This is a genomic window from Streptomyces rhizosphaerihabitans, from assembly GCF_025399795.1.
Taxonomy (GTDB): Bacteria; Actinomycetota; Actinomycetes; order Streptomycetales; family Streptomycetaceae; genus Streptomyces; species Streptomyces rhizosphaerihabitans.
On record NZ_JAODTZ010000024.1, the window covers coordinates 1 to 19,977 of the forward strand.

The 19,977-nt window shown below is 70.2% G+C and carries 11 protein-coding genes and 1 pseudogene; 6 read left to right on the top strand and 6 right to left on the bottom strand.

Translation table 11 applies throughout. The features are described from left to right. Window positions 1-219 (top strand): annotated as a pseudogene (rpsA, locus tag N4G66_RS45960) (30S ribosomal protein S1); the annotation flags it as partial. Between the two features lie 510 nt (window positions 220-729). Here the strand turns inward: rpsA and N4G66_RS23420 are convergent. The 3 genes from N4G66_RS23420 to N4G66_RS23430 form a co-directional block, all read right to left on the bottom strand. Further along, on the bottom strand, window positions 730-2,703 hold the full coding sequence (locus N4G66_RS23420) for a discoidin domain-containing protein (RefSeq protein ID WP_261706135.1): 1,974 nt from the start codon (window positions 2,701-2,703) through the stop codon (window positions 730-732). Window positions 2,704-2,773: 70 nt separating this feature from the next. Further along, window positions 2,774-6,334, bottom strand: a complete 3,561-nt coding sequence (locus N4G66_RS23425) for a choice-of-anchor D domain-containing protein (protein ID WP_261706136.1) — start codon at window positions 6,332-6,334, stop codon at window positions 2,774-2,776. 295 nt (window positions 6,335-6,629) lie between these two features. Further along, on the bottom strand, window positions 6,630-7,232 hold the full coding sequence (locus N4G66_RS23430; RefSeq protein ID WP_261706137.1) for a carbohydrate-binding protein: 603 nt from the start codon (window positions 7,230-7,232) through the stop codon (window positions 6,630-6,632). 201 nt (window positions 7,233-7,433) lie between these two features. On the opposite strand from N4G66_RS23430, the gene N4G66_RS23435 reads away from it, so the two are divergent. Further along, complete coding sequence (locus N4G66_RS23435; RefSeq protein WP_261706138.1) at window positions 7,434-7,751, top strand: hypothetical protein; 318 nt, start codon at window positions 7,434-7,436, stop codon at window positions 7,749-7,751. Window positions 7,752-7,906: 155 nt separating this feature from the next. Here N4G66_RS23435 and N4G66_RS23445 read toward each other — a convergent pair whose 3' ends face one another. Next, window positions 7,907-8,962 carry a hypothetical protein gene (locus N4G66_RS23445; RefSeq protein WP_261706139.1) on the bottom strand — a complete coding sequence of 352 codons (1,056 nt, stop codon included), beginning with the start codon at window positions 8,960-8,962 and terminating at the stop codon, window positions 7,907-7,909. A gap of 353 nt (window positions 8,963-9,315) precedes the next feature. On the opposite strand from N4G66_RS23445, the gene N4G66_RS23450 reads away from it, so the two are divergent. Beyond that, complete coding sequence (locus N4G66_RS23450; protein ID WP_261706140.1) at window positions 9,316-12,534, top strand: alpha-L-rhamnosidase; 3,219 nt, start codon at window positions 9,316-9,318, stop codon at window positions 12,532-12,534. A 129-nt stretch (window positions 12,535-12,663) separates the two neighbouring features. Here the strand turns inward: N4G66_RS23450 and N4G66_RS23455 are convergent, their stop codons facing one another. Continuing rightward, complete coding sequence (locus tag N4G66_RS23455) at window positions 12,664-14,565, bottom strand: ABC transporter ATP-binding protein (protein ID WP_261706233.1); 1,902 nt, start codon at window positions 14,563-14,565, stop codon at window positions 12,664-12,666. 240 nt (window positions 14,566-14,805) lie between these two features. Here N4G66_RS23455 and N4G66_RS23460 point away from each other — a divergent pair, with 240 nt between their 5' ends. From N4G66_RS23460 to N4G66_RS23470, 3 genes are all read left to right on the top strand, one after another. Beyond that, window positions 14,806-15,780 carry a lysylphosphatidylglycerol synthase transmembrane domain-containing protein gene (locus tag N4G66_RS23460; protein ID WP_261706234.1) on the top strand — a complete coding sequence of 325 codons (975 nt, stop codon included), beginning with the start codon at window positions 14,806-14,808 and terminating at the stop codon, window positions 15,778-15,780. A gap of 312 nt (window positions 15,781-16,092) precedes the next feature. Then, the gene (locus tag N4G66_RS23465; protein WP_261706141.1) at window positions 16,093-16,857 is read left to right on the top strand and encodes a crotonase/enoyl-CoA hydratase family protein; all 765 of its coding nucleotides are present in this window, start codon (window positions 16,093-16,095) and stop codon (window positions 16,855-16,857) included. Window positions 16,858-17,155: 298 nt separating this feature from the next. Continuing rightward, window positions 17,156-18,241: a mechanosensitive ion channel family protein gene (locus tag N4G66_RS23470; RefSeq protein ID WP_261706142.1), complete on the top strand. Its 1,086-nt coding sequence runs from the start codon at window positions 17,156-17,158 to the stop codon at window positions 18,239-18,241. Between the two features lie 124 nt (window positions 18,242-18,365). Here N4G66_RS23470 and N4G66_RS23475 read toward each other — a convergent pair whose 3' ends face one another. After that, window positions 18,366-19,919 (bottom strand): M1 family metallopeptidase, encoded by a 1,554-nt coding sequence (locus N4G66_RS23475; RefSeq protein WP_261706143.1) that lies wholly within the window; start codon window positions 19,917-19,919, stop codon window positions 18,366-18,368. Window positions 19,920-19,977: the final 58 nt, after the last annotated feature.

The following is a 19,977-nucleotide window of genomic DNA, read 5'->3' on the forward strand; positions in this document are numbered from 1 at the left end:
ATTCCGAGTTCGACCCCACCTTGTACGGCATGACCGCGTCGTACGACGACCAGGGCAACTACATCTACCCCGAGGGCTTCGACCCGGATGCCGGCGAATGGCTGCCGGGCTTCGAGTCCCAGCGTGAGGTGTGGGAGACGCAGTACGCCGAGGCGCAGCAGCGCTTCGAGCGGCACAAGGCTCAGGTCATCAAGTCCCGCAAGGCCGACGCCGCGACGGAACTGGACGAGGCGGACGTCGCCGCCTCGGACGAGGACGACGGCCCCACGACTCCGGGCGTGACCGGCGGCCCGTACGACTACCAGATCTTCGACAACTCCGGCGCGCTGGCCACGGACGAGGCGCTCGCCGCGCTGCGCGAGAGGCCGGCGGGTGGCCAGAACTGAGGCGCCGGCGCTGAGACTCGGTCCGTGGACCGAGGGGCCGCACCGTTCGAGGTGCGGCCCCCCGGCGTCCTGCAGCCAGGCCACCCGGCCGGGGCGTGGCGAATGCACCGACCGGGCGAAGGGCGACAATCCGGCCCGCGCGAAAGGCCGCTCGGGCTTCGGCGCCTGTCCGACCTCGCGGACATGAGCCGGTAGGCGTCTTGTGGGTCAGTGCGGGACAATCGTGTCGCTTCGCGCAGCGTGACAACAGCGACCGCGTGGACTCCGCACTGCCGCCGCCGCCGCTCGCGCACCCTGCGGCCGACGTGCGGGCCGCGACCGTAAGGTCGAGGCCCTTTGTTCATCAGACGCCGAAGACCTGGAAATCCGAGACCTGCCCGGCCGGCCAGCCGTTGTTGGCGGTGAAGGTGAGGCGTACGTAGCGGGTGGTGACGGTGGAGGGGACCGTGAGGGTCGCGGTGTTGCCGGTTGCCGGGTCGAAGGTGTAGCCCGCCGGGGCGAGAAGCTGGGCGAAGGTGCCGCCGTCCGTGCTGCCCTGGACGGAAAAGGTCTGGGTACGGGTGGCCCAGGCGGTCGCCGGGGGAAGGTGGAGGACGATCCGTCTGACGCCGGTCGTCGCGCCCAGATCGACCTGGACCCACTGCGGGAAGGCGTTGTTGGCGGACTCCCAGTAGGTGTTGGTGTCGCCGTCGGTCGTGTTGCCCGAGGCGTAGGTCTGGGTGTGGCTGCTCTCCGAGGTGGGGCGGTGGAGGGCGAGGTCGGTGGTACTGGAAGGAGGGTCGGTGGTGACGGTGACCTGGTTGGAGGGCCCCGACACGTTTCCCGCCGCGTCGAGGGCGACGACGTCGAAGGTGTACGCGGTGGACGCGGCGAGTCCGGTGACGGTGAACGAGGTGGCGCCGGTGGTGCCGACCTGGGTGCTGGTCGTTCCGGACACCCGCAGGACGCGGTAGCCGGTCACGCCGACGTTGTCGGTCGACGTGTTCCAGGCCAGCGAGACGGCGTCGCTGGTGTGCCCGGTGACGGTCAGGCCGCCCGGCGCAGCGGGCGGTGTGGTGTCGCCGCCGGTGGGGACGACCGGCTGGGTGGGGCGGGTGGCGGTCAGCGCGATCTGGCCCTTGAGCATGCGGCCGCCGTCGCCGGTCAGGCGCAGGTAGTAGTCGGCGGAGCAGGCCGTGCCGTCCTCGTCGAGGGCGAGGAACCCGGAGTCGGTGGGCACCCATGCCTGTGTCTCGGCGGTCTTGGCGATCTGGTTACCCTCGTTGTACTCGTCGAACATCGAGATGTAGATGCCCTGCACCCCGGCCCGCACCATGTTGTAGAACTGCCGCCACATGAAGTCGCCGTGCGCGCGTTGCCGGCCGGAGACGTCGCCGGGCAGCACGCAGGGCTGGTAGTCGATGCCGTTGGCGTTGCAGTCGGCCTGGTCGCCGAGGGTGTAGGTGTTGTAGGCGTTGTCGGCTTCCGTCACGTTGCCGATGGCGCCGACCATCCACGGCGAGATCATGTTGAAGGCGTGGTAGACGCCCAGGAAGCCGGGCTGCGAGCCCCCGGTCCCCGTCCGCCATTCGCGCGGGACGCCACCGATGACGTAACACCCCTGGCCCTTGAACCAGTTGACGACGTCGAGGCAGGCGTCGGCGGTGAAGGGGTGGTTGGGGTCGTTGAAGCCGAAGCCCCAGATACAGACGACCGGCTTGCCGTTCTGCTTCGCGTACGCCGAGGACGCGGTGTGTGCGGACATCTTGTTCGTCCAGTCCGTCTTGATCTCGGACTGCATGTTCGTCCAGTTGGAGACGTCGTACATGATGTAGAACTTCCGGCCGTACGACTCGGCGGCGCTGCGCACCTTGGTCGCCATGGCGTCGCGGGTGGGGCCCTCGCCGCCGGTGGGGTTGAAGCGTTGCAGGGCGGCGGTGTCGATGTTGTTCTGCTGCATCCACAGGAAGTGGGTGTTCACCGTCTGCTGGTCGTACGAGGAGAACAGCGTGGCCGGCCGGCCGTTGCCGAGGCTCGCGTACGAGGTCTGGTACGTCTTGGTGAAGTCACGTACGTCGGGCCAGCATTTGATGTTGGTGTTGGTCGGGGACGGCGATCGGCCCCAGTCCTGGCTCCAGTGCCACCAGCCGTTGATGGGCGCGCCGTCGCCGACGCAGGCGAACCAGCCCTGGTAGCCGACGCTGATCTTGCCGACGACGTCGCCCGGCTGGCCGGCCGCCGACACGGTCGGGGCGAGTACGGTCTCGGCGGCACCCACCGTTCCCACCGCGGTGGCCGTGATCGCGGCCCGTAAGAAGACTCTGCGTGTGACACCCATCTGGACTCCTTCCGGTGGTCGGTGCCGCCGAGCGCGCCTGCGCTCGGCGGCACCGTCAAGGCAGGTCGGGTCAGGTGTTCCAGACCTGGAACTCGGAGAGCTGACCGGCCGGCCAGCCGTTGTTCGCCGTGATGTTCACCCGGACGTATCGCTGGGTGGTCGCGGTGAACGTGATGGTGACCGTGTTGTTGGTGGCGGGGTCGAAGGTGTAGGTGGCCGACGACTTGATGCTGGAGAAGGAGGAGCCGTCGGTGCTGCCCGACAGGGACAGCGTCTGGTTGCGGGCCCCCCAGCCGGCCGGGAGCTGGAGGACGACGCGGCCGGCGCTCTGCGCGGAGCCGAGGTCGACCTGGACCCACTGTGGGAAAGCGTTGTTGGCGCTCTCCCAGTAGGAGCCCTGGTTGCCGTCCGTCACGTTCGAGGACGCGTACACGTCGGTGTGGCTGGACTCGGTGGTGGCCGCGCCGGCTGCCAGGTTCCTGCTCACCGTGCCGGCGCCGGTGCCGGTCAGCGCGACCGTGGTCGTGCCGTTCGACGCGTTGCTGGCGATGCTGAGATCACCGGTGCGGGTGCCGGACGCGGTGGGCCTGAAGATGACGTTCACCGTGCAGGAGGTGTTCGCCGCGATCGACGTTCCGCAGTTGTCGGTCTGCGAGAAGTCTCCCGTGACGGTGATGCCGGAAACGGTCGCGGCGGCGGTTCCGATGTTGGTCACCGTGACCGTCTGCGCACTGCTGGCGGTGTTGAGCGCCTGGGTGGGATACGACAGGGACGTCGGGCTGGTCGACAAGGTCGCGTTCGAGGAGCCGCCGTCGCTGGGGAACACCTCGAAGTCCGACAACTGGGCGGCGTTCCACCCTGTGTTGGCGGTGATGTTCACCCGCACGTATCTCGCCGTGGCGGCGCTGAACGTGATGGTCACCGTGTTGCTGTTGGCGTTCGGGTCGAAGGTGTACCCGGCCGATGCCTTGATCGTGGAGAAGTTCGAACCGTCCGTGGATCCCTGCACCGACAGCGTCTGCGTGCGAGCCGACCACGCCATCGCCGGCGGGAGCTTGAGCACGACCTTGCCGACGCCGTAGTTCTGGCCGAGGTCGACCTGGGCCCATTGCGGGAACGAACCGTTCGTGCCCTCCCAGTACGTCGACGCGTCCGGGTCGGTGAGGTTCGAGGCGACGTACGGACTGTTGCCCGAACTCGCCGTCGCCGGCCGCCCGACGGCGACATTGGTGGTGCTGTCGATGCCGCTGCCGGTCAGGGAGACGACGGTCGGGCTGTTGTTGGCGTTGCTGGTGACGGTCAGCCTGCCGGTACGGGATCCGCCCGCGGTGGGCTTGAACCCGACGTTCACCGTGCAGGACGCCCCGACCGCGAGGGTGGAGCAGTTGTTGGTCTGACTGAAGTCACCGGTCGCCGCGACGGCCGAGACGGTCGCCGACGCGGTGCCCGAGTTCGTCACCTTCACCGCTTGCGCGGTGGCCGACGAGCCGACCACCGTGGCATCGAAGGTCAGGCTCGCCGGGTCGGTGTTCAGGACCGGGCCGGGCGCGGTGCCGGTCCCGGAGAGGCTGACGGTGTTGGTGATCCCGCCCGCGTTGACCGTCAGAGATCCGCTACGAGTGCCGGTCGCCGTCGGCGCGAACTTCACACTGACGGTGCACGAGCCGTTCGCCGCGATCGACGAGCCGCACGTGTTGGTCTGGGAGTAGTCGCCGCTGGTGGAGATGGACGAGACGGACGCGGCGGTGTCGGTCGGGTTGGAGACCGTCACGGTCTGTCCGTCGCTCGTCGAACCGGTCGGGACCGAACCGAAGTTCAGCGCGCCGGGGGTGGCCGTCACGCCTTCGGACGGGTAGGGCGGGTAGACCGGCGCCGGCCAACCGCCGCAGTACGGCGTGCCGCTGATGCCGGAGTTGCCGCCGCCGTCGGTGACGACGAAGTTGCCGCCCGAGCAGTTGTACACCGGGGACGAGTAACCGACGCCGGTCGCCGTGACATTGGTGAACTTCGCCGCGCCGCCGGTCTGCTCCTGCAGGGCGAAGGTTCCGGTGCCGGCGATGGTCACGTTGTTGAGGTTGACACCGCTGATGGTGCCCTCGACCCACTGGACGGCCTCGTACGGACTCTGCTGGATCAGCGCGTTGGTCACGTTGACCGGGCCGGTGATCGCGCCCTGGCTGCCGTCGAACCACAGGGCGCCGACGCCGAACTGCCAGTTCGGGTCGAGGCTGCCGGCCCGGATCATGGTGTTGTCGGAGATCGTGGTGGTGCCGACCGGCGTCGAGGTGAAGCGCTGCCCCACGTGGATGCCGCCGCCCTGGGCGAGGCCGGTGTCCACCACCCGGTTGCCGCTGACGGTGTTGTCGTGGCCGCCGTAGATCGCGATGGCGTTGGCGAGGATCTGCAGCGACACGGTGTTGTTGGAGATCGTGTCGTTGGCGTCGGCACCGATACCGGAGTCCGCCCAGGTGGCGATGCCGTCGTCACCGGTGTTGCGGATGTCGCTGTTGGTCACCTTCGAGTTGGTGACGGCGCCGTGGAAGTTGATGCCGTCCGCGGTGGTGTCGCGGATGCGCATGCCGCTGAACGTCAGCCCGTCCATCGGCCCGTCCATCCAGGCGCCGACCTTCATGTGGTCGATCCACAGGTTGGAGACGGTCGAGTTGCTCATCGCGCCGCCGATGCCGTTGACCTGGGCGCTGTCGTCGCGCTCCTGCACATTGCCGAAGATCGCGAAGTTCTGGAGGTGCACGCCGGTGCTGGCCGAGGGTGCGGAGCTGCCGTAGAAGCCGGGGGCCGTACCGGTGACGGTCGAGTACCACATGCCGGCGCCGGCGATCGTGACGTTGTTGACGCTGATGTGGCCGGGGATGTTGTAGGTGCCCGGCGGGATCCACACGGTGCCGCCGGGGCCGGCCGCGCCGATCGCGGCGTTGAACGCGCTGGTCGCGTCGCTCACACCGGTGGAGTCGGCGCCCTTGCTGGTCACCGACACCGCCCCCGAGGGTGCGGTCAGGGCGGCGCCGACCTGCTCGAAGTCGGCGAAGTCGACCGTGTACGAGGAGGCGGTGTCCCCCGAATCGACCTGCAGCTTGAAGGTCGTTCCCGCCGGATAGGTGGTGGAGAACAGGCGGTGGGCCTCGTCGAAGAAGTGGTGCGGGTTGCTGCCCGGCGTGTTGGTGAAGGGGTAGCTGCCGTAGTACCAGCTGTAGGCGTTCGTCAGGGTGAAGTCGGGCTGCTTGACGCCGTTGATGTACAGAGACAGCGCGGCGGTGTAGACCGAGCCGCCCGAGGTGTCGGGGATGCTGTACCGGAAGTTGATCGAGTTGGTCGCCACCGGCGTGGTGAACGTGACGTACTTGCCGGTGCCCTGGAGCGTCGTCGCCTTGCGGTACGACGCCTCGTCGGCCAACTGGCCCTGGGTGTAACTCGGGCCTATGGGTGTGCCGTTGGTGGCGGAATTCTCGGCCTGCACCTCGACGTACGGCAGGCTCGCGCCGCTGCCGCCAGTGGCAGCGGTCGCCGCCCAAGCAGGTGGGACGGCCAGAGCGAAGACGCCGAGGGCGGCCAGCATCGCGGCGCTGACCGCCCAGACGAGGGCTCGTCTCAGATCTCGGATGGAATGGAACACGTGACACTCCTTTCATCACGAAATGCCGGAACTGTGCCGCTAACACCGCCAGAGAGGGAAGAGCGGGGCTCAAAGGGAGACGGGAGACAGGGGGGAAGACAGGGGGGTGCTGACGACGCGAGGGGGACCGTAATATCCTCGACATAGACACGCAAGAACTAGACAGAACATTGCAACAATAAAAATTTGACCCGCAAGATCTAATGTCACACCTTGAAGCCGCGTCCAGCACCGGATCCCGCACATGGCGGTGCCACCGGACGGGGTGTCCGGTGGCACCGTGGGGGGGGCGGGGTCAGGAGGTCCAGATCTGGAACTCGGACACCTGGCCCGCGGGCCAGCCGCTGTCGGCGGTGATGGTGACGCGGAAGTAGCGCCGGCTGCCGGTGGGGAAGGTGAGCGTGACGGTGTCCTTGGTGCTCGGGTCGAAGGTGTGGGCGGCCGAGGACTTCAGGGTGGTGAAGGTGGTGCCGTCGGTGCTGCCGCCGAGGGGCAGGGTCTGGGTGCGGGCGCCCCAGGTGGCGGGCAGTTTCAGGACCACGCGGGAGGCGCTCCGGGCCGAGCCCAGGTCGACCCAGGTCTGCCAGTCGCCCGTGGCGGGCAGGTCGACGGCCCCGGCGAGATCGGTGCCGGAGGCGTCCGGCAGGTGCGGCACACCCGCCACCGCGACGCGGAGGTCGAGGGTGTACGTGCCGGCCGCGGCGACGTCCACGGTGCAGCGGAACCACTGTCCGCCGCTGGTCCAGCCCACGTTGTGACCGCCGCCGGTGTCCGAGGTGTTGTCCAGGTCCACGCCGTCGGCGCGGTAGTAGTTGGCGTTGCCGTTGACGGAGGTGACGTTGTAGGCCACTCCCTGGCCGCCGGTGTCGCAGCCCTCCGCCTGCACCGTGCCGCGCATGCCAGTGCAAGTTTCTTACTGAAGTCCGCAAATATCCGATGGAACCGGCCCTGCTCCACCGCCTCCCGAAGGACAGGCTCCGGCACCTCCTGCCACCGGCACGCCCCGACAGGCTCTTGTGGTCGCACTTCGCGGTCATCGAGCTTTCAGCGAGGTGTATCCGGATCCTCGGCACCACCGCACCCGACCGCGGAATGGCTCGTGCAGCTCGGGCGCCAGCTGGAACCCACGCTGGCGTTCGCCCGCCGCCTGGCCGGGCCGGGCAAGGAGATCTGGGTCCGCTTCGTCCTGGTCCCGGGCCTGACCGACGCCACGGAGAACGTGGCGGGGGTCGCCTCGTTCGCGGCGTCCCTGGGCAACGTCACCCGCGTCGACGTCCTGCCCTTCCACAAACTCGGCGCCGCCAAGTGGGAGGAACCGGGTAAGGAGTTCACCCTCGCCGAGACCCCCGTCCCGACCGCCGCCCAGGTCGCCAAGGCCCGCTCCGTGTTCACCGCGCGCGGCCTGAAGGCGGTGTGAATTCAGGGAGACACACCTCCGCCCATACGGTCTTGCCAGGGGCAGCCGGGCGCGGGGTGACTCCCCAGTCGTCGGCCAGGGCGTCGACGAGGAGCAGTCCGCGATCGGTTCCGGGGCGCGAAGAGGCAGTGCGGGGCCTTCGATCCACCTCCCCCTCAGTGAGACGCGACCACTCGGAGCTCCAGCTCGTGTCTCGCCTCACTCCGCAGGGTCGCCTCCAGGTGGTACAACTCCGTGACGAGCCGGTCCTCGTGGCCGAGTACGCGGCCGGCCAGGCCGATCAGCGAGTCGTCCTCATCAGGGGAAGACCACTCGAACAGAAGGTCGCAAAGGGCGTCACTGCTCTCGTCCGGATCCGGCGCCGCACGCAGGCCGACCCATCTGCGGTCCGCCCAATGGCCCAGAAGGGCGGTGAACGTCTCGACGCAGTGCCGTTTGTCGTCGGTGCCCTCATCGGAATTCAATCGCGCGACCAACTCGGCGTAGAGCTCCGGCATACCGAGCCCCAGCACGCGTGCGCCCGCGTACGCCCAGCGGTCCGATCCCGTCCCGCCGCCGTATGCCTGCCAGCGCGGATTCCACAACAGCCGGGTGAAATCGGCGCGTGCGGCATCACCATGAGCGGCGATGCCCAGGATCAGTCCGCCGTTGCAGTCCGTGGACGCATCCCCCTCGCCCCACTCGACGAGCCTTCCCAACCATGACGGGTCACCGGTCTTCGTGGCGAGGATCGGCAAGAACTCAGGGAACAGGTTGGAGCCGACGTGCCGTTCGAGGGCCTCCGCGATCTCGGTCCGCAGGCCTTGACACGACAGGTGCAGCAAGCCCAGGCACGCGTCCATGGCCTCGTGGTGATCGTAGTCGGGACGCTCTACGTGCTCCCACAACATCCGCTCGGCCGATTCGCATCCCAGGTAGCCGACAGCGTGCAGTACACCGGTCGGCACGCCGTCGCGCAGCCTGCCCGCCTCGACGCTCGCTTCCAGCAGTCGTTCGGCCACACCGATGTCTCCATGCCGGACGAATATCGGAACCAGCCTCTCGCGCGCTGCGGGATCGTCGAGGAACACCGGGAGAAGCGCCTCCGCGTCGGATCGGGACCCGTACCGCAGCACGACGTCCACGACCATCGACTCCCACCGCCAAGTCACCGTCTTCGGATCACTGACGTACCTGTCGAGCAACTGCCGCGTCGCCCACGAAATCACCACCCTGATTACCATCCCTGCCTAGACAACGCCGTTCATCATGGCCGAGGGCCCGGCTCAAGGCCACGGAGATTCGGCACACCTCCCCGGCTCCTCGCTGCCGGGCGTGGGCCTGGGTGGTCATGACTGCGGCCGTCAGGCGCGCGGCAGCCTGCTGGGAACCGTCCTGGGATCCCTCCGCCGATGAATTGAAACCGTTCAATCGACAGGCGACGGAACCAGCCACATCCCCGCGATAACACGGATCAACAGCGCCGAATCCCGGAAATTACCTGCACACTCATTGACCCCCACCTCTCACGCCCCTACCTTCACCGCTGTGAATCGATTCACAACTCCTAGGTGAGGGGCCGCAGTTGATCAGCAGGAGGAACATTCTCGCGGGCGCGGCGGGCGCCGTTGCCGCGACGGCCGCCGGAGCGGGACCGGCCGTGGCCGCGCCCACGTCCGCGTCGGCGTCCGCGTCGGCCGGGCCGCGTGCACAGCGCGGGGCTCCGCGCATCACCGCTCCGACCGTCGAGTACGTGCAGCATCCCTTGGGTCTCGACGCACAACACCCCCGGCTGAGCTGGCCGATGGTCTCGGACAAGCCCGGAACGCTCCAGAGCGCCTACCGGATCCGCGTCGCCTCCAGCGCCGCGGGCCTGTCCCGTCCGGACGTCTGGGACAGCGGGAAAGTGGCGTCCGACCAGTCCGTCCTCGTCCCGTACACCGGCCCTCGACTCGCCCCACGGACGCGCTACTTCTGGTCCGTTCAGGTCTGGGACACCGACGGCGCGGCCTCCGGCTGGAGCGCGCCGTCCTGGTGGGAGACCGGACTCATGGACGCGCGGTGGTCGGCGGACTGGGTCTCCGCTCCTGCCGTCCTCACGGACGCGCCCTCCCTCGAAGGCAGCTCCTGGATCTGGTTCCCCGAAGGGGATCCGGCGAGCAGCGCTCCGGCGGCCACGCGATGGTTCCGGCGGGTCGTCGACCTCCCCGACGGTGTCACGGCGGCGAAAATCGCCATCAGCGCTGACAACGTTTTCTCCCTCTCCGTGAACGGCGCCGAAGCGGCCCGGACCGACCTGGCGACGGACAACGAGGATTGGCGCCATCCGGCCGTCGTCGACGTCCTCGGACGGCTGCGCCCCGGCCGGAACGTCCTCGCGGTCGCGGCGACCAACGCGACGGTGGGACCCGCCGGCCTGGTCGCCGTCCTCACCCTGAGCACGGCGTCCGGCGAGCAGCGGATCGTCACCGACGCCTCCTGGAGGACGACGGACGCGGAGCCCCCGGGCGACTGGCGCGGGGACGGCTTCGACGACAGCGGCTGGTCGGCGGCGAAGCCGGCCGCCGCATGGGGGTCGGGCCCCTGGGGCAGGGTCGTCCCGGCGTCGTTCGCCGCCAACCAGCTGCGGCACGAGTTCACGCTTCCCCGCAAGAAGGTGGCCCGCGCCCGCCTGTACGCCACGGCTCTCGGCCTGTACGAGGCGCACCTCAACGGCCGCCGGGTGGGCCGCGACCAGCTCGCCCCCGGCTGGACCGACTACCGCGAACGCGTCCAGTACCAGACGTACGACGTCACCTCGCTGCTGCGGCCCGGCGCCAACGCCATCGGCGCCTATGTGGCGCCGGGCTGGTACGCGGGCAACGTCGGCATGTTCGGGCCCCACCAGTACGGTGAACGCCCCGCGCTGCTGGCGCAGTTGGACATCGACTACGCCGACGGGACGAGCGAACGCGTCACCTCGGGCACGGACTGGCTGGCCGCGGCCGGGCCGATCGTCGCCGCCGACCTGCTGGGCGGCGAGACGTACGACGCGCGCATGGAGACCCCCGGCTGGACCTCACCCGGTTTCGACGACCGGACCTGGCTCGCGGTGCGTGCCGCGGGCGATGGAGCGCCCCCTCAGATCGTCGCGCAGGTCGACGGCCCGGTGCGCGTGGCGGGTGAAAGGCCGGCCGAGAAGGTGACCGAACCCGCGCCGGGCGTCTTCGTCTTCGACCTGGGCCAGAACATGGTCGGCTCGGTGCGGCTGCGCGTCTCGGGCGACGCCGGGACGACCGTGCGGCTGCGTCACGCCGAGGTCCTCAACCCGGACGGCACCCTCTACACCGCGAATCTGCGCTCGGCCGCGGCGACCGACACGTACACCCTCAGGGGTGGCGATGAGGAGACGTACGAACCGCGCTTCACCTTCCACGGATTCCGCTACGTCGAACTCACCGGGTTCCCCGGCACTCCCTCCGCGCGGGCCGTGACCGGCCGCGTCATGCATACGTCGGCGCCCTTCACCCTTGAGTTCGAGACCGACGTCCCGATGCTCAACCAGCTGCACAGCAACATCACTTGGGGGCAGCGCGGCAACTTCCTCTCCGTCCCGACGGACACCCCCGCGCGCGACGAGCGGCTGGGCTGGACCGGCGACATCAACGTCTTCGCGCCCACGGCCGCCTACACGATGGAGTCGGCCCGCTTCCTCGCCAAGTGGCTCGTGGACCTGCGTGACGGACAGACCGCTGAGGGCGCTTTCACGGACGTGGCGCCCATGGTCGGGACGGTCGGCAACGGCGTCGCCGGCTGGGGCGACGCGGGGGTCACGGTCCCCTGGTCGCTGTACCAGGCCTACGGGGACCGGCAGGTCCTGGCCGATGCCTGGTCGTCCGTCCAGGCCTGGCTGGCCTATCTGGAGCGCCACAGCGACGGTCTGCTGCGGCCTGCGGGCGGATACGGGGACTGGCTGAACGTCTCGGACGAGACACCGAAGGACGTCGTCGCCACCGCGTACTTCGCGCACAGCGCCGACCTCGCGGCCCGGATGGCCACGGCGCTCGGCAAGGATCCCGCCCCCTACGCCGGTCTCTTCGAACGCATCCGAGAGGCGTTCCGGGACGCCTATGTCGGCGCCGACGGGAAAGTGAAGGGCGACACACAGACGGCGTACGTTCTGGCCCTGTCGATGAACCTGCTGCCGGACGCCCTGCGCACGGCGGCGGCCGGCCGTCTCGTCGACCTGATCCGCGCGAAGGACTGGCACCTGTCGACGGGCTTCCTCGGCACGCCCCGGCTGCTGCCCGTCCTCACCGACACCGGGCACACCGACGTCGCCTACCGGCTGCTCCAGCAGCGCTCCTTCCCGAGCTGGGGCTACCAGATCGACAAGGGCTCCACCACGATGTGGGAACGCTGGGACTCCATCCGGCCCGACGGCAGCTTCCAGACCCCGGACATGAACTCCTTCAACCACTACGCGTACGGCTCGGTGGGCGAGTGGATGTACGCCAACATCGCCGGCATCTCGCCGGGCCGGCCCGGTTACCGGGAGATCGTCGTGCGTCCCAGGCCGGGCGGCGACGTCACCTCCGCGCGCGCCACGTTCACCTCCGTGTACGGACCGGTCTCCACGCAGTGGCACCTGCGCTCCGGCGGCTTCGACCTCAGCTGCGCCGTGCCCGCCAACACCACGGCCGAAGTGTGGATCCCCGCGACCGGACCGGACGCGGTCTCCCACACCCGCGCGACCTTCCTGCGTACGGAGGACGGCTGCGCGGTGTACCGGGTCGGCTCCGGCAGCCACCGGTTCACCGCCTGACCGAAGGCCCGAAGGGGAACCAGGACCGAATGTCCCGAAGGGAACATGAGCGGACGCCCGCCGGTGTACGGCGGGCGTCCGCGTGGTCGCCCCGGCCTCCATCTGTGCGGCTACGGCGCCGGCCGGTGCCTACGGCGCCGCGTCCACCGTGACCGGGATCTCCGCCGCGCCCTCCCGTCCGGTCCTGAACTGCGTCCGGTACAGCTCCGCGTAGCGCCCGTCCGCCGCCAGCAGATCCTCATGGGTGCCCCGCTCGACGATCCGGCCCGCCTCGACGACGAGGATCAGGTCGGCGGCCCGAACGGTCGACAGCCGGTGCGCGATCACGACGGCGGTGCGGCCCTCCAGCGCCTCGGTGAGCGCCTCCTGGACGGCCGCCTCCGAGGTGTTGTCGAGGTGGGCGGTGGCCTCGTCGAGGATGACGACCCGCTGGCGGGCGAGCAGCAGCCGGGCGATGGTCATGCGCTGGCGCTCGCCGCCGGAGAGCCGGTAGCCGCGCTCGCCGACCACGGTGTCGAGGCCGTCGGGCAGGGAGAGTACGAGCGCGTCGAGGCGGGCGCGGCGCAGCACGTCCCACAGTTCGTCCTCGGTCGCGCCGGGCCGGGCGAGGAGCAGGTTCTCGCGGACCGATTCATGGAAGAGGTGCCCGTCCTGCGTGACCATGCCGAGGGTCGCGCGCATCGAGTCGGCGCTGAGCTCGCGGACATCGACCCCGCCGATGCGCACCGCGCCCCCGTCGGTGTCGTACAGGCGCGGCAGCAGTTGGGCGATGGTCGACTTGCCGGCGCCGGAGGAGCCGACGAGCGCGACGGTCTGGCCGGGTTCGGCGCGGAAGGAGATGCCGTGCAGGACCTCGGCGCCGCCCCGGGTGTCGAGGGCGGCGACCTCCTCCAGGGAGGCGAGGGAGACCTTGTCGGCGGAGGGGTAGGCGAAGCGGACGTCGTCGAACTCGACGGCGGCGGGCCCGTCCGGGACCGAGCGGGCGTCCGGCTTCTCCTCGATGAGCGGCTTCAGGTCGAGCACCTCGAAGACGCGCTCGAAGCTGACCAGGGCGCTCATCACCTCGACACGCGCCCCGGCGAGCGAGGTGAGCGGCGCGTACAGGCGGGTGAGCAGCAGCGCCAGTGAGACGACGGCGCCCGGTTGCAGCGTGCCCTCCAGTGCGAACCAGCCGCCGAGCCCGTAGACGAGGGCGAGCGCCAGGGCCGAAACCAGAGTCAGGGCGGTGATGAAGGCGGACTGCGCCATCGCCGTACGCACCCCGATGTCCCGCACCCGCGACGCGCGCGCCGCGAACTCGGCGGACTCCTGCCCGGGCCGCCCGAAGAGCTTCACGAGGGTGGCGCCGGGCGCGGAGAACCGCTCGGTCATCCGGGTGCCCATGGAGGCGTTGAGGTCGGCCGCCTCGCGCTGGAGCTTGGCCATCCGGCTGCCCATCCGCCGGGCAGGGAGCACGAACACCGGGAGCAGGGCCAGCGCGAGCAGGGTGATCTGCCAGGACAGGGTGAGCATCACGACCAGGGTGAGCAGCAGCGTCACGACGTTGCTGACCACTCCGGACAGGGTGTTGCTGAAGGCGCGCTGGGCGCCGATGACGTCGTTGTTGAGTCGGCTGACGAGCGCGCCCGTACGTGTACGTGTGAAGAACGCGACCGGCATGCGCTGCACATGATCGAAGACAGCCGTCCGCAGATCGAGGATGAGTCCCTCGCCGAGCGTCGACGAAAGCCAGCGGCCGAGTATCCCCAGCGCCGCCTCGGCGAGCGCGATGACGGCGATGAGCACGGCAAGACGGATGACGGTGCTCTCGTTCCCGTGGGTCACGATGGCGTCCACGACGCGCCCCGCGAGCACCGGCGTCGCGACGGCCAGCAGCGCGGTCAGCACACTGAGGAGGACGAACTGCGCGATACGACGGCGGTGCGGGCGGGCGAAGGCGGCGATGCGGCGAAGCGTCGCAGGGTCGAAGGGACGACGCTCCTGTTGGGCGTTCATGACACTGTGGAGCTGTGTCCAGGCTGTGGTCTCCATGCTCATGAGAGAGACAGTAGGACCTCAAGCTTTGTTGAGGTCAACAGATCCGGGCGGGAGCACCCCCGCGGGCGGTCCCTCGTCACCACCGGGGGCACCACCGCGGTCGACATCGAGGTGAACACCGGGGTCAACACCGCGCCCCCGGGCGCCACCCCTCCCGCGGCTTGCCCGGCGTGTCAGCCGCCGTCTCCGCGCCCGCAACCTCACGTTGGTGCGGTGTGGAAAACCTCTCCCGATGTGACAGCCGTACGACTTCCCCGGCCCCCCCGCCGCCTCGCCCTACGGCCTGCCGCCCGGCCGGTCCTGTGTCTCCTCCCGCTCGCGCTGGTCCTGGTGGTCGCCGTGCGCCACCGGTCCGTGCTCATCGAGGGCTTCGGCCATCTGAAGTCGGCCGAGTGGCCCTGGCTCGTGGCCGCGGCCACCGCTACCTGCCTGACCTGGGTCGCCGCGGCCGTGACCCGCCAGGGCGCGGTCGTGCAACGGCTGCCGGCGCGCCGGCTGCTCGCCACGCAGTTCGCCGCGGGCGCGGCGAACCATCTGCTGCCGACGGGGCTCGGCGCCGGAGCGGTCAACCTGCGGTTCATGACGGTGTGCGGAGTGCCGCTGGCCCGCTCGTCGGCCGCGCTCGCGCTGTATCTGCTCGCCGAGTCGGTCGCCCGGCTGACCCTGCTCTCCGGCCTGCTGATCGCGTTCCCCGGAGCACTCCAGCTCGGCGGTCTGCTTCCGGAAGGGGCGGTGGGACCGCTGCTGCTGCTCGGCATCGGCGCGGTCCTGTGCGCCGCGGTGGCCGTGCTCGCTCTCGTACGACGGCTGCGCGCGGCCGTCTTCTCCTTCCTGCGCACCGCGTTCGGCGAGGCCCGCTCGGTGCACACCCGTCCGTCCCGGGCCCTGGCCCTGTGGGGCGGCTCGCTCGCCTTCCCGCTGCTCCAGGCGGCCGGACTGGCCGCGGTGGGGCGGGCACTGGGTCTCCCGGTGTCGCCCACGCACATGATGATCGCCTATCTGGCGGCGACGGTCGCGGTCGCGATGGTGCCGACGCCCGGCGGACTCGGTTCGGTGGAGGCGGCGCTGATCGTGGCGCTGGTCGCCGCGGGCGGCCCGGTGGCCGTGGCGACCGCGGTGGTACTTGCGTACCGGATCATCACGGTCTGGCTACCGCTCCTCCCGGGGGCGCTGACGCTGGGCGCGCTGGTCCGCTGGAAGGTGATCTGAGCCGAGGGTGATCCCAGCGGCCGTCCGAGCCGCCGCCCGGCCGTTCCCGGGCCTGCGGGCTGCTCGCCCCCGGGATCCGGGTGTCCGAGGCCGAGCCCATCGGCTCCCGGTCGCACGGTCTGCTCAGTCCGGGACCCGGACGTCAGAGGCTGGGCCCATCGGCTCCGGGCCGCGCGGCGGGTCAGCCCCGGGACCCGGAGGCAGGGGGCCAAGCCCTTCCGCCCCAGGCCGTGCGTTCCGTCGCATGCTGTGATACCGAGGAGTAACCACGGCGTGCGGTGTGGCGCGCCGGCCGGAGAAAGGGACAGCGCGATGCCGGTCCGGATCGAACGTCAGGGTCACGTCACCACCGTCGTCCTCTCCAGGCCCACGGCCCGCAACGCGGTGGACGGGCCGACCGCCGCCGAACTCGCGGACGCCTTCCGGAAGTTCGAGGCCGACGAGACGGCGCGCGTCGCCGTGCTCTGGGGCGAGGGCGGCACCTTCTGCGCGGGTGCGGACCTCAAGGCCATCGGCACCGAGCGCGGCAACGAGGTCACCGAGGACGGTGACGGCCCGATGGGTCCCACCCGGCTGCGCCTGACCAAGCCGGTGATCGCGGCGGTCGCGGGACACGCCGTGGCCGGTGGCCTGGAGCTGGCGCTCTGGTGCGATCTGCGGGTCGCCGAGGAGGACGCCGTCTTCGGGGTGTTCTGCCGCCGGTGGGGGGTGCCGCTGATCGACGGGGGCACGGTACGGCTCCCCCGGCTCATCGGGACGAGCCGCGCGATGGACATGATCCTCACTGGTCGTCCGGTCACCGCCGCGGAGGCGTACGGAATGGGGCTCGCGAACCGTGTCGTCCCGGTGGGCCGGGCCCGCGCCGAGGCCGAGCGGCTGGCCGCCGAGATCGCCGACTTCCCGCAGTCCTGTCTGCGCAGCGACCGTGCCTCGGTCCTCGACCAGGAGGGCCTGATCGAGAAGGAGGCCATGCGCGCCGAACTCCGTTACGGCATGGGCGTGCTGGACGAGAGCATGGAGGGCGCGGCCCGCTTCGCCTCCGGCGCGGGGCGGCACGGTTCGTTCGGCGGGCTCTGACACCGGGCCGCTGCCGGCAAGGGCGTGGCGGTGACGCCGGAACCCACGCGATGGCCACCCGCACCTGCACCCCGTCGGCAACGGCAGTTGGCCCGGGCAGGCCGTCAAGAGGGGCCGCACGCAAGGTTGGTGATGGAGGGGCACGCGGATGCGGCAGGATGAGCGGTCCCCCGGACGATGACGAACAAACGTCCGGGCATGATCGTGCGTTCCCGGATTCGAGCAGGTGGCAAGTGACGACACAGCACATTCGGCCCGCGGGCCCTCACCCCGGTCCCGGCTTCCGAGGAGGTCATCGATGAAGCGCTCCGTCACCGTGGACGACCTGATGATCGCCGGAATAGCCGTGGCAGCCGGGCTGCTGGCGGCGTTCCTGCTGCGGATGCTGCTGCGCTGGCTGGGCAAGCACGCCGAGCGCACCCGCTGGAGCGGCGACGACATCATGGTGGACGCGCTGCGCACCGTGGTGCCGTGGTCGGCCGTCGCCGGGGGCATCGCCGCGGCGGCCGCGGTGCTTCCGCTGACCGCACCGATCGGCCGTACCGTCAACCGGTCACTGACCGTTCTGCTCATCCTGGTCACGACGGTCACCGCGGCCCGGCTGATCACCGGCCTGGTGCGGTCGGTGACCCAGTCCCGTTCGGGCGTCGCCGGTTCGGCGACCATCTTCGTCAACATCACCCGCGTCGTGGTGCTGGCGATCGGCTTCCTGATCGTCCTGCAGACCCTCGGGATCTCGATCGCGCCCCTGCTGACGGCCTTGGGTGTGGGCGGTCTGGCCGTCGCCCTCGCCCTCCAGGACACCCTCGCCAACCTCTTCGCGGGCGTGCACATCCTCGCGTCGAAGACGATCCAGCCGGGCGACTACATCCAGCTGAGCAGCGGCGAGGAGGGCTACGTCGTCGACATCAACTGGCGCAACACCACCGTCCGTCAGCTGTCCAACAACCTGGTCATCATCCCCAACGCCCAGCTCTCGGGCACCAACATGACCAACTTCACCCGGCCCGAGCAGCGGATGACGCTCACCGTGCAGGTCGGCGTCGGCTACGACAGCGACCTGGACCACGTCGAGCGGGTCACCAACGAGGTCGTCGCCCAGGTGATGACCGGGATCGACGGCGCCGTCCCGGAACACGAACCCGCGGTGCGTTTCCACACCTTCGGCGACTCCCGCATCGGTCTCACCGTGATCCTCGGCGTGGGCGAGTTCAGCGACCAGTACCGGATCAAGCACGAGTTCATCAAGCGCCTGCACAAGCGCTACCGGGACGAGGGCATCCGGATCCCGTCGCCCGCCCGGACGGTCGCGCTCCAGCCCGGCGGCGCGGGGTTCCTGGAGACCGCCGTACCCCATCAGCGTGAGGCCGCGAAGCGGCCCTGAGGACGGGCCCCGAGAGCGGGTCCTGAGAACGGGGCCTGAGAACGGGCGGGGGGCCGGGCGGAACACTCCGCCCGGCCCCCCGCCGGTCACCCCCGCCGGATTGCCCCGCCGGTCGCCGGTGCGATCAGAGCGTGGCGGTCGAGTCCGGGTAGTGGCCGGGCACGCGGTTGCGCGGTGCGACCAGGCTCGACACCACCGGGGTGACCGTCCAGTCCGGGTGGTTGGGCATGCGCGGGGTCTTCGTCCCGTACAGCCAGTCGTTCAGGAAGCCGGACTGGTCCTGCCCCGAGATCTCGGAGGCGACCGCGATGTAGTCGGCGGTGGTCGCCGCGGAGTTGCGGTAGCGCTCCAGGAAGGTGCGCTCGATGCGGTTGAAGGCGTCCTCGCCCAGGGCCTCGCGCAGCGCGTAGAGGACCAGGACACCGCCCAGGTAGCGCTGGTTGTCGAAGAGGTTGGCCTCGTTCGGCGCGGCGACGGGCCCGGAGTCGTTGCGCCACTGGTCGCCCCTGGCGTACGTGTCCTTCATCCGGGCTTCCATGGTCGTCATGCCGAGCGAGTCGGCCCAGCCGCGCTCGTAGCGGTACAGCAGCCCGTAGAAGTCCGCGTGGCCCTCGTTGAGCCACAGATCGGCCCAGTTGGCCGGGCTGACGCTGTTGCCGAACCAGGAGTGGACCAGCTCGTGCATCATGTGCGAGCCGATCTTCTTCTCCTCCTGGAGCAGGAAGTTCGGCTTGTAGAGCGTCAGGGTCTGGGTCTCCAGGCCCGTGAAGTCGAAGGCGTTCCCGTCGTCCGAGTTGCAGGGCAGCAGCCCGTACGTCTCGAACGGGTAGGCACCGAGGCGCTGCTCCAGCCAGTCGAGAAGGCCGGGGGTGAGCGCGAGCGCCGGCTCCAGCGCGGCGGCGCGCGCCGCCGGGACGACGTCACGCAGCCCCAGCCCGTTCGGCCCCTGCCGCTCCTTGACGACGTAGTCGCCGACCGTGATCTGCACCAGCTCGGTGGCCATCGGGGAACCCGAGCGGTACGTGTACGCGGTCCGGTCGCCGTCCAGGCTCTCCGTGCAGACCAGCGTGCCGTTCGCGACACCGCGCAACGCGCTCGGCACGGTGATGCGGAAGCTGAAGTCCGCCTTGTCCACCGGGTGGTCGTTGCACGGGAAGACCGTGTGCGCGGAATTCGGCTGAGGACATATCGCGAAGCCGTCGGGGGTGGGAACCCAGGCGGTGTGCGCGAGGGCCTTGGCCGGGTCGGCGCCGTACTCGACACAGACCGCGACGGCGCGGGACTTCGGCAGGGTCCGCACCGGGGTGACCCGCAGCTTCTCGTCCGCCTGCTCGAAGCCGGCCACGACACCGCCGACCCGCACCGCGCGCACGTCCAGGCCGAGCGCGTCGAGCGAGAAGCGGGAGAGGTCCTGGGTCGCCCTGATCATCAGGGTCGCCTTGGCGTCGACCAGCCGGGTCGTGGCGTCGTACGCGAAGTCGAGGTGGTAGGCCTCGACGCGGTAGCCGTCGTTGCCGAGGGCCGGGAAGACGGAATCACCGAGGGTCTCCGCGCCCGGGGTCCCCTCGTCCGGCCTTAAGGCCAGGGGCCGCGCCGAGGCCGTGGGTGCGGCGACGAGCGCGGCGGCCGTGCCGAGCAGCGCGGCCGCGGGGGCCGTCACTCTGGTGCGATATCTCATGGTTCGCTTTCGTTCGGGCGACGGGAAGCCAGGAGGCCCGCCGCAAGATCAAGTGGGT

Coding starts and splice junctions, on each gene's coding strand:
- N4G66_RS23420 (WP_261706135.1), bottom strand. CDS start 2,703: ATGGGTGTCACACGCAGAGTCTTCTTACGGGCCGCGATCACGGCCACC.
- N4G66_RS23430 (WP_261706137.1), bottom strand. CDS start 7,232: ATGCGCGGCACGGTGCAGGCGGAGGGCTGCGACACCGGCGGCCAGGGA.
- N4G66_RS23455 (WP_261706233.1), bottom strand. CDS start 14,565: ATGGAGACCACAGCCTGGACACAGCTCCACAGTGTCATGAACGCCCAA.
- N4G66_RS23465 (WP_261706141.1), top strand. CDS start 16,093: ATGCCGGTCCGGATCGAACGTCAGGGTCACGTCACCACCGTCGTCCTC.
- N4G66_RS23470 (WP_261706142.1), top strand. CDS start 17,156: ATGAAGCGCTCCGTCACCGTGGACGACCTGATGATCGCCGGAATAGCC.
- N4G66_RS23475 (WP_261706143.1), bottom strand. CDS start 19,919: ATGAGATATCGCACCAGAGTGACGGCCCCCGCGGCCGCGCTGCTCGGC.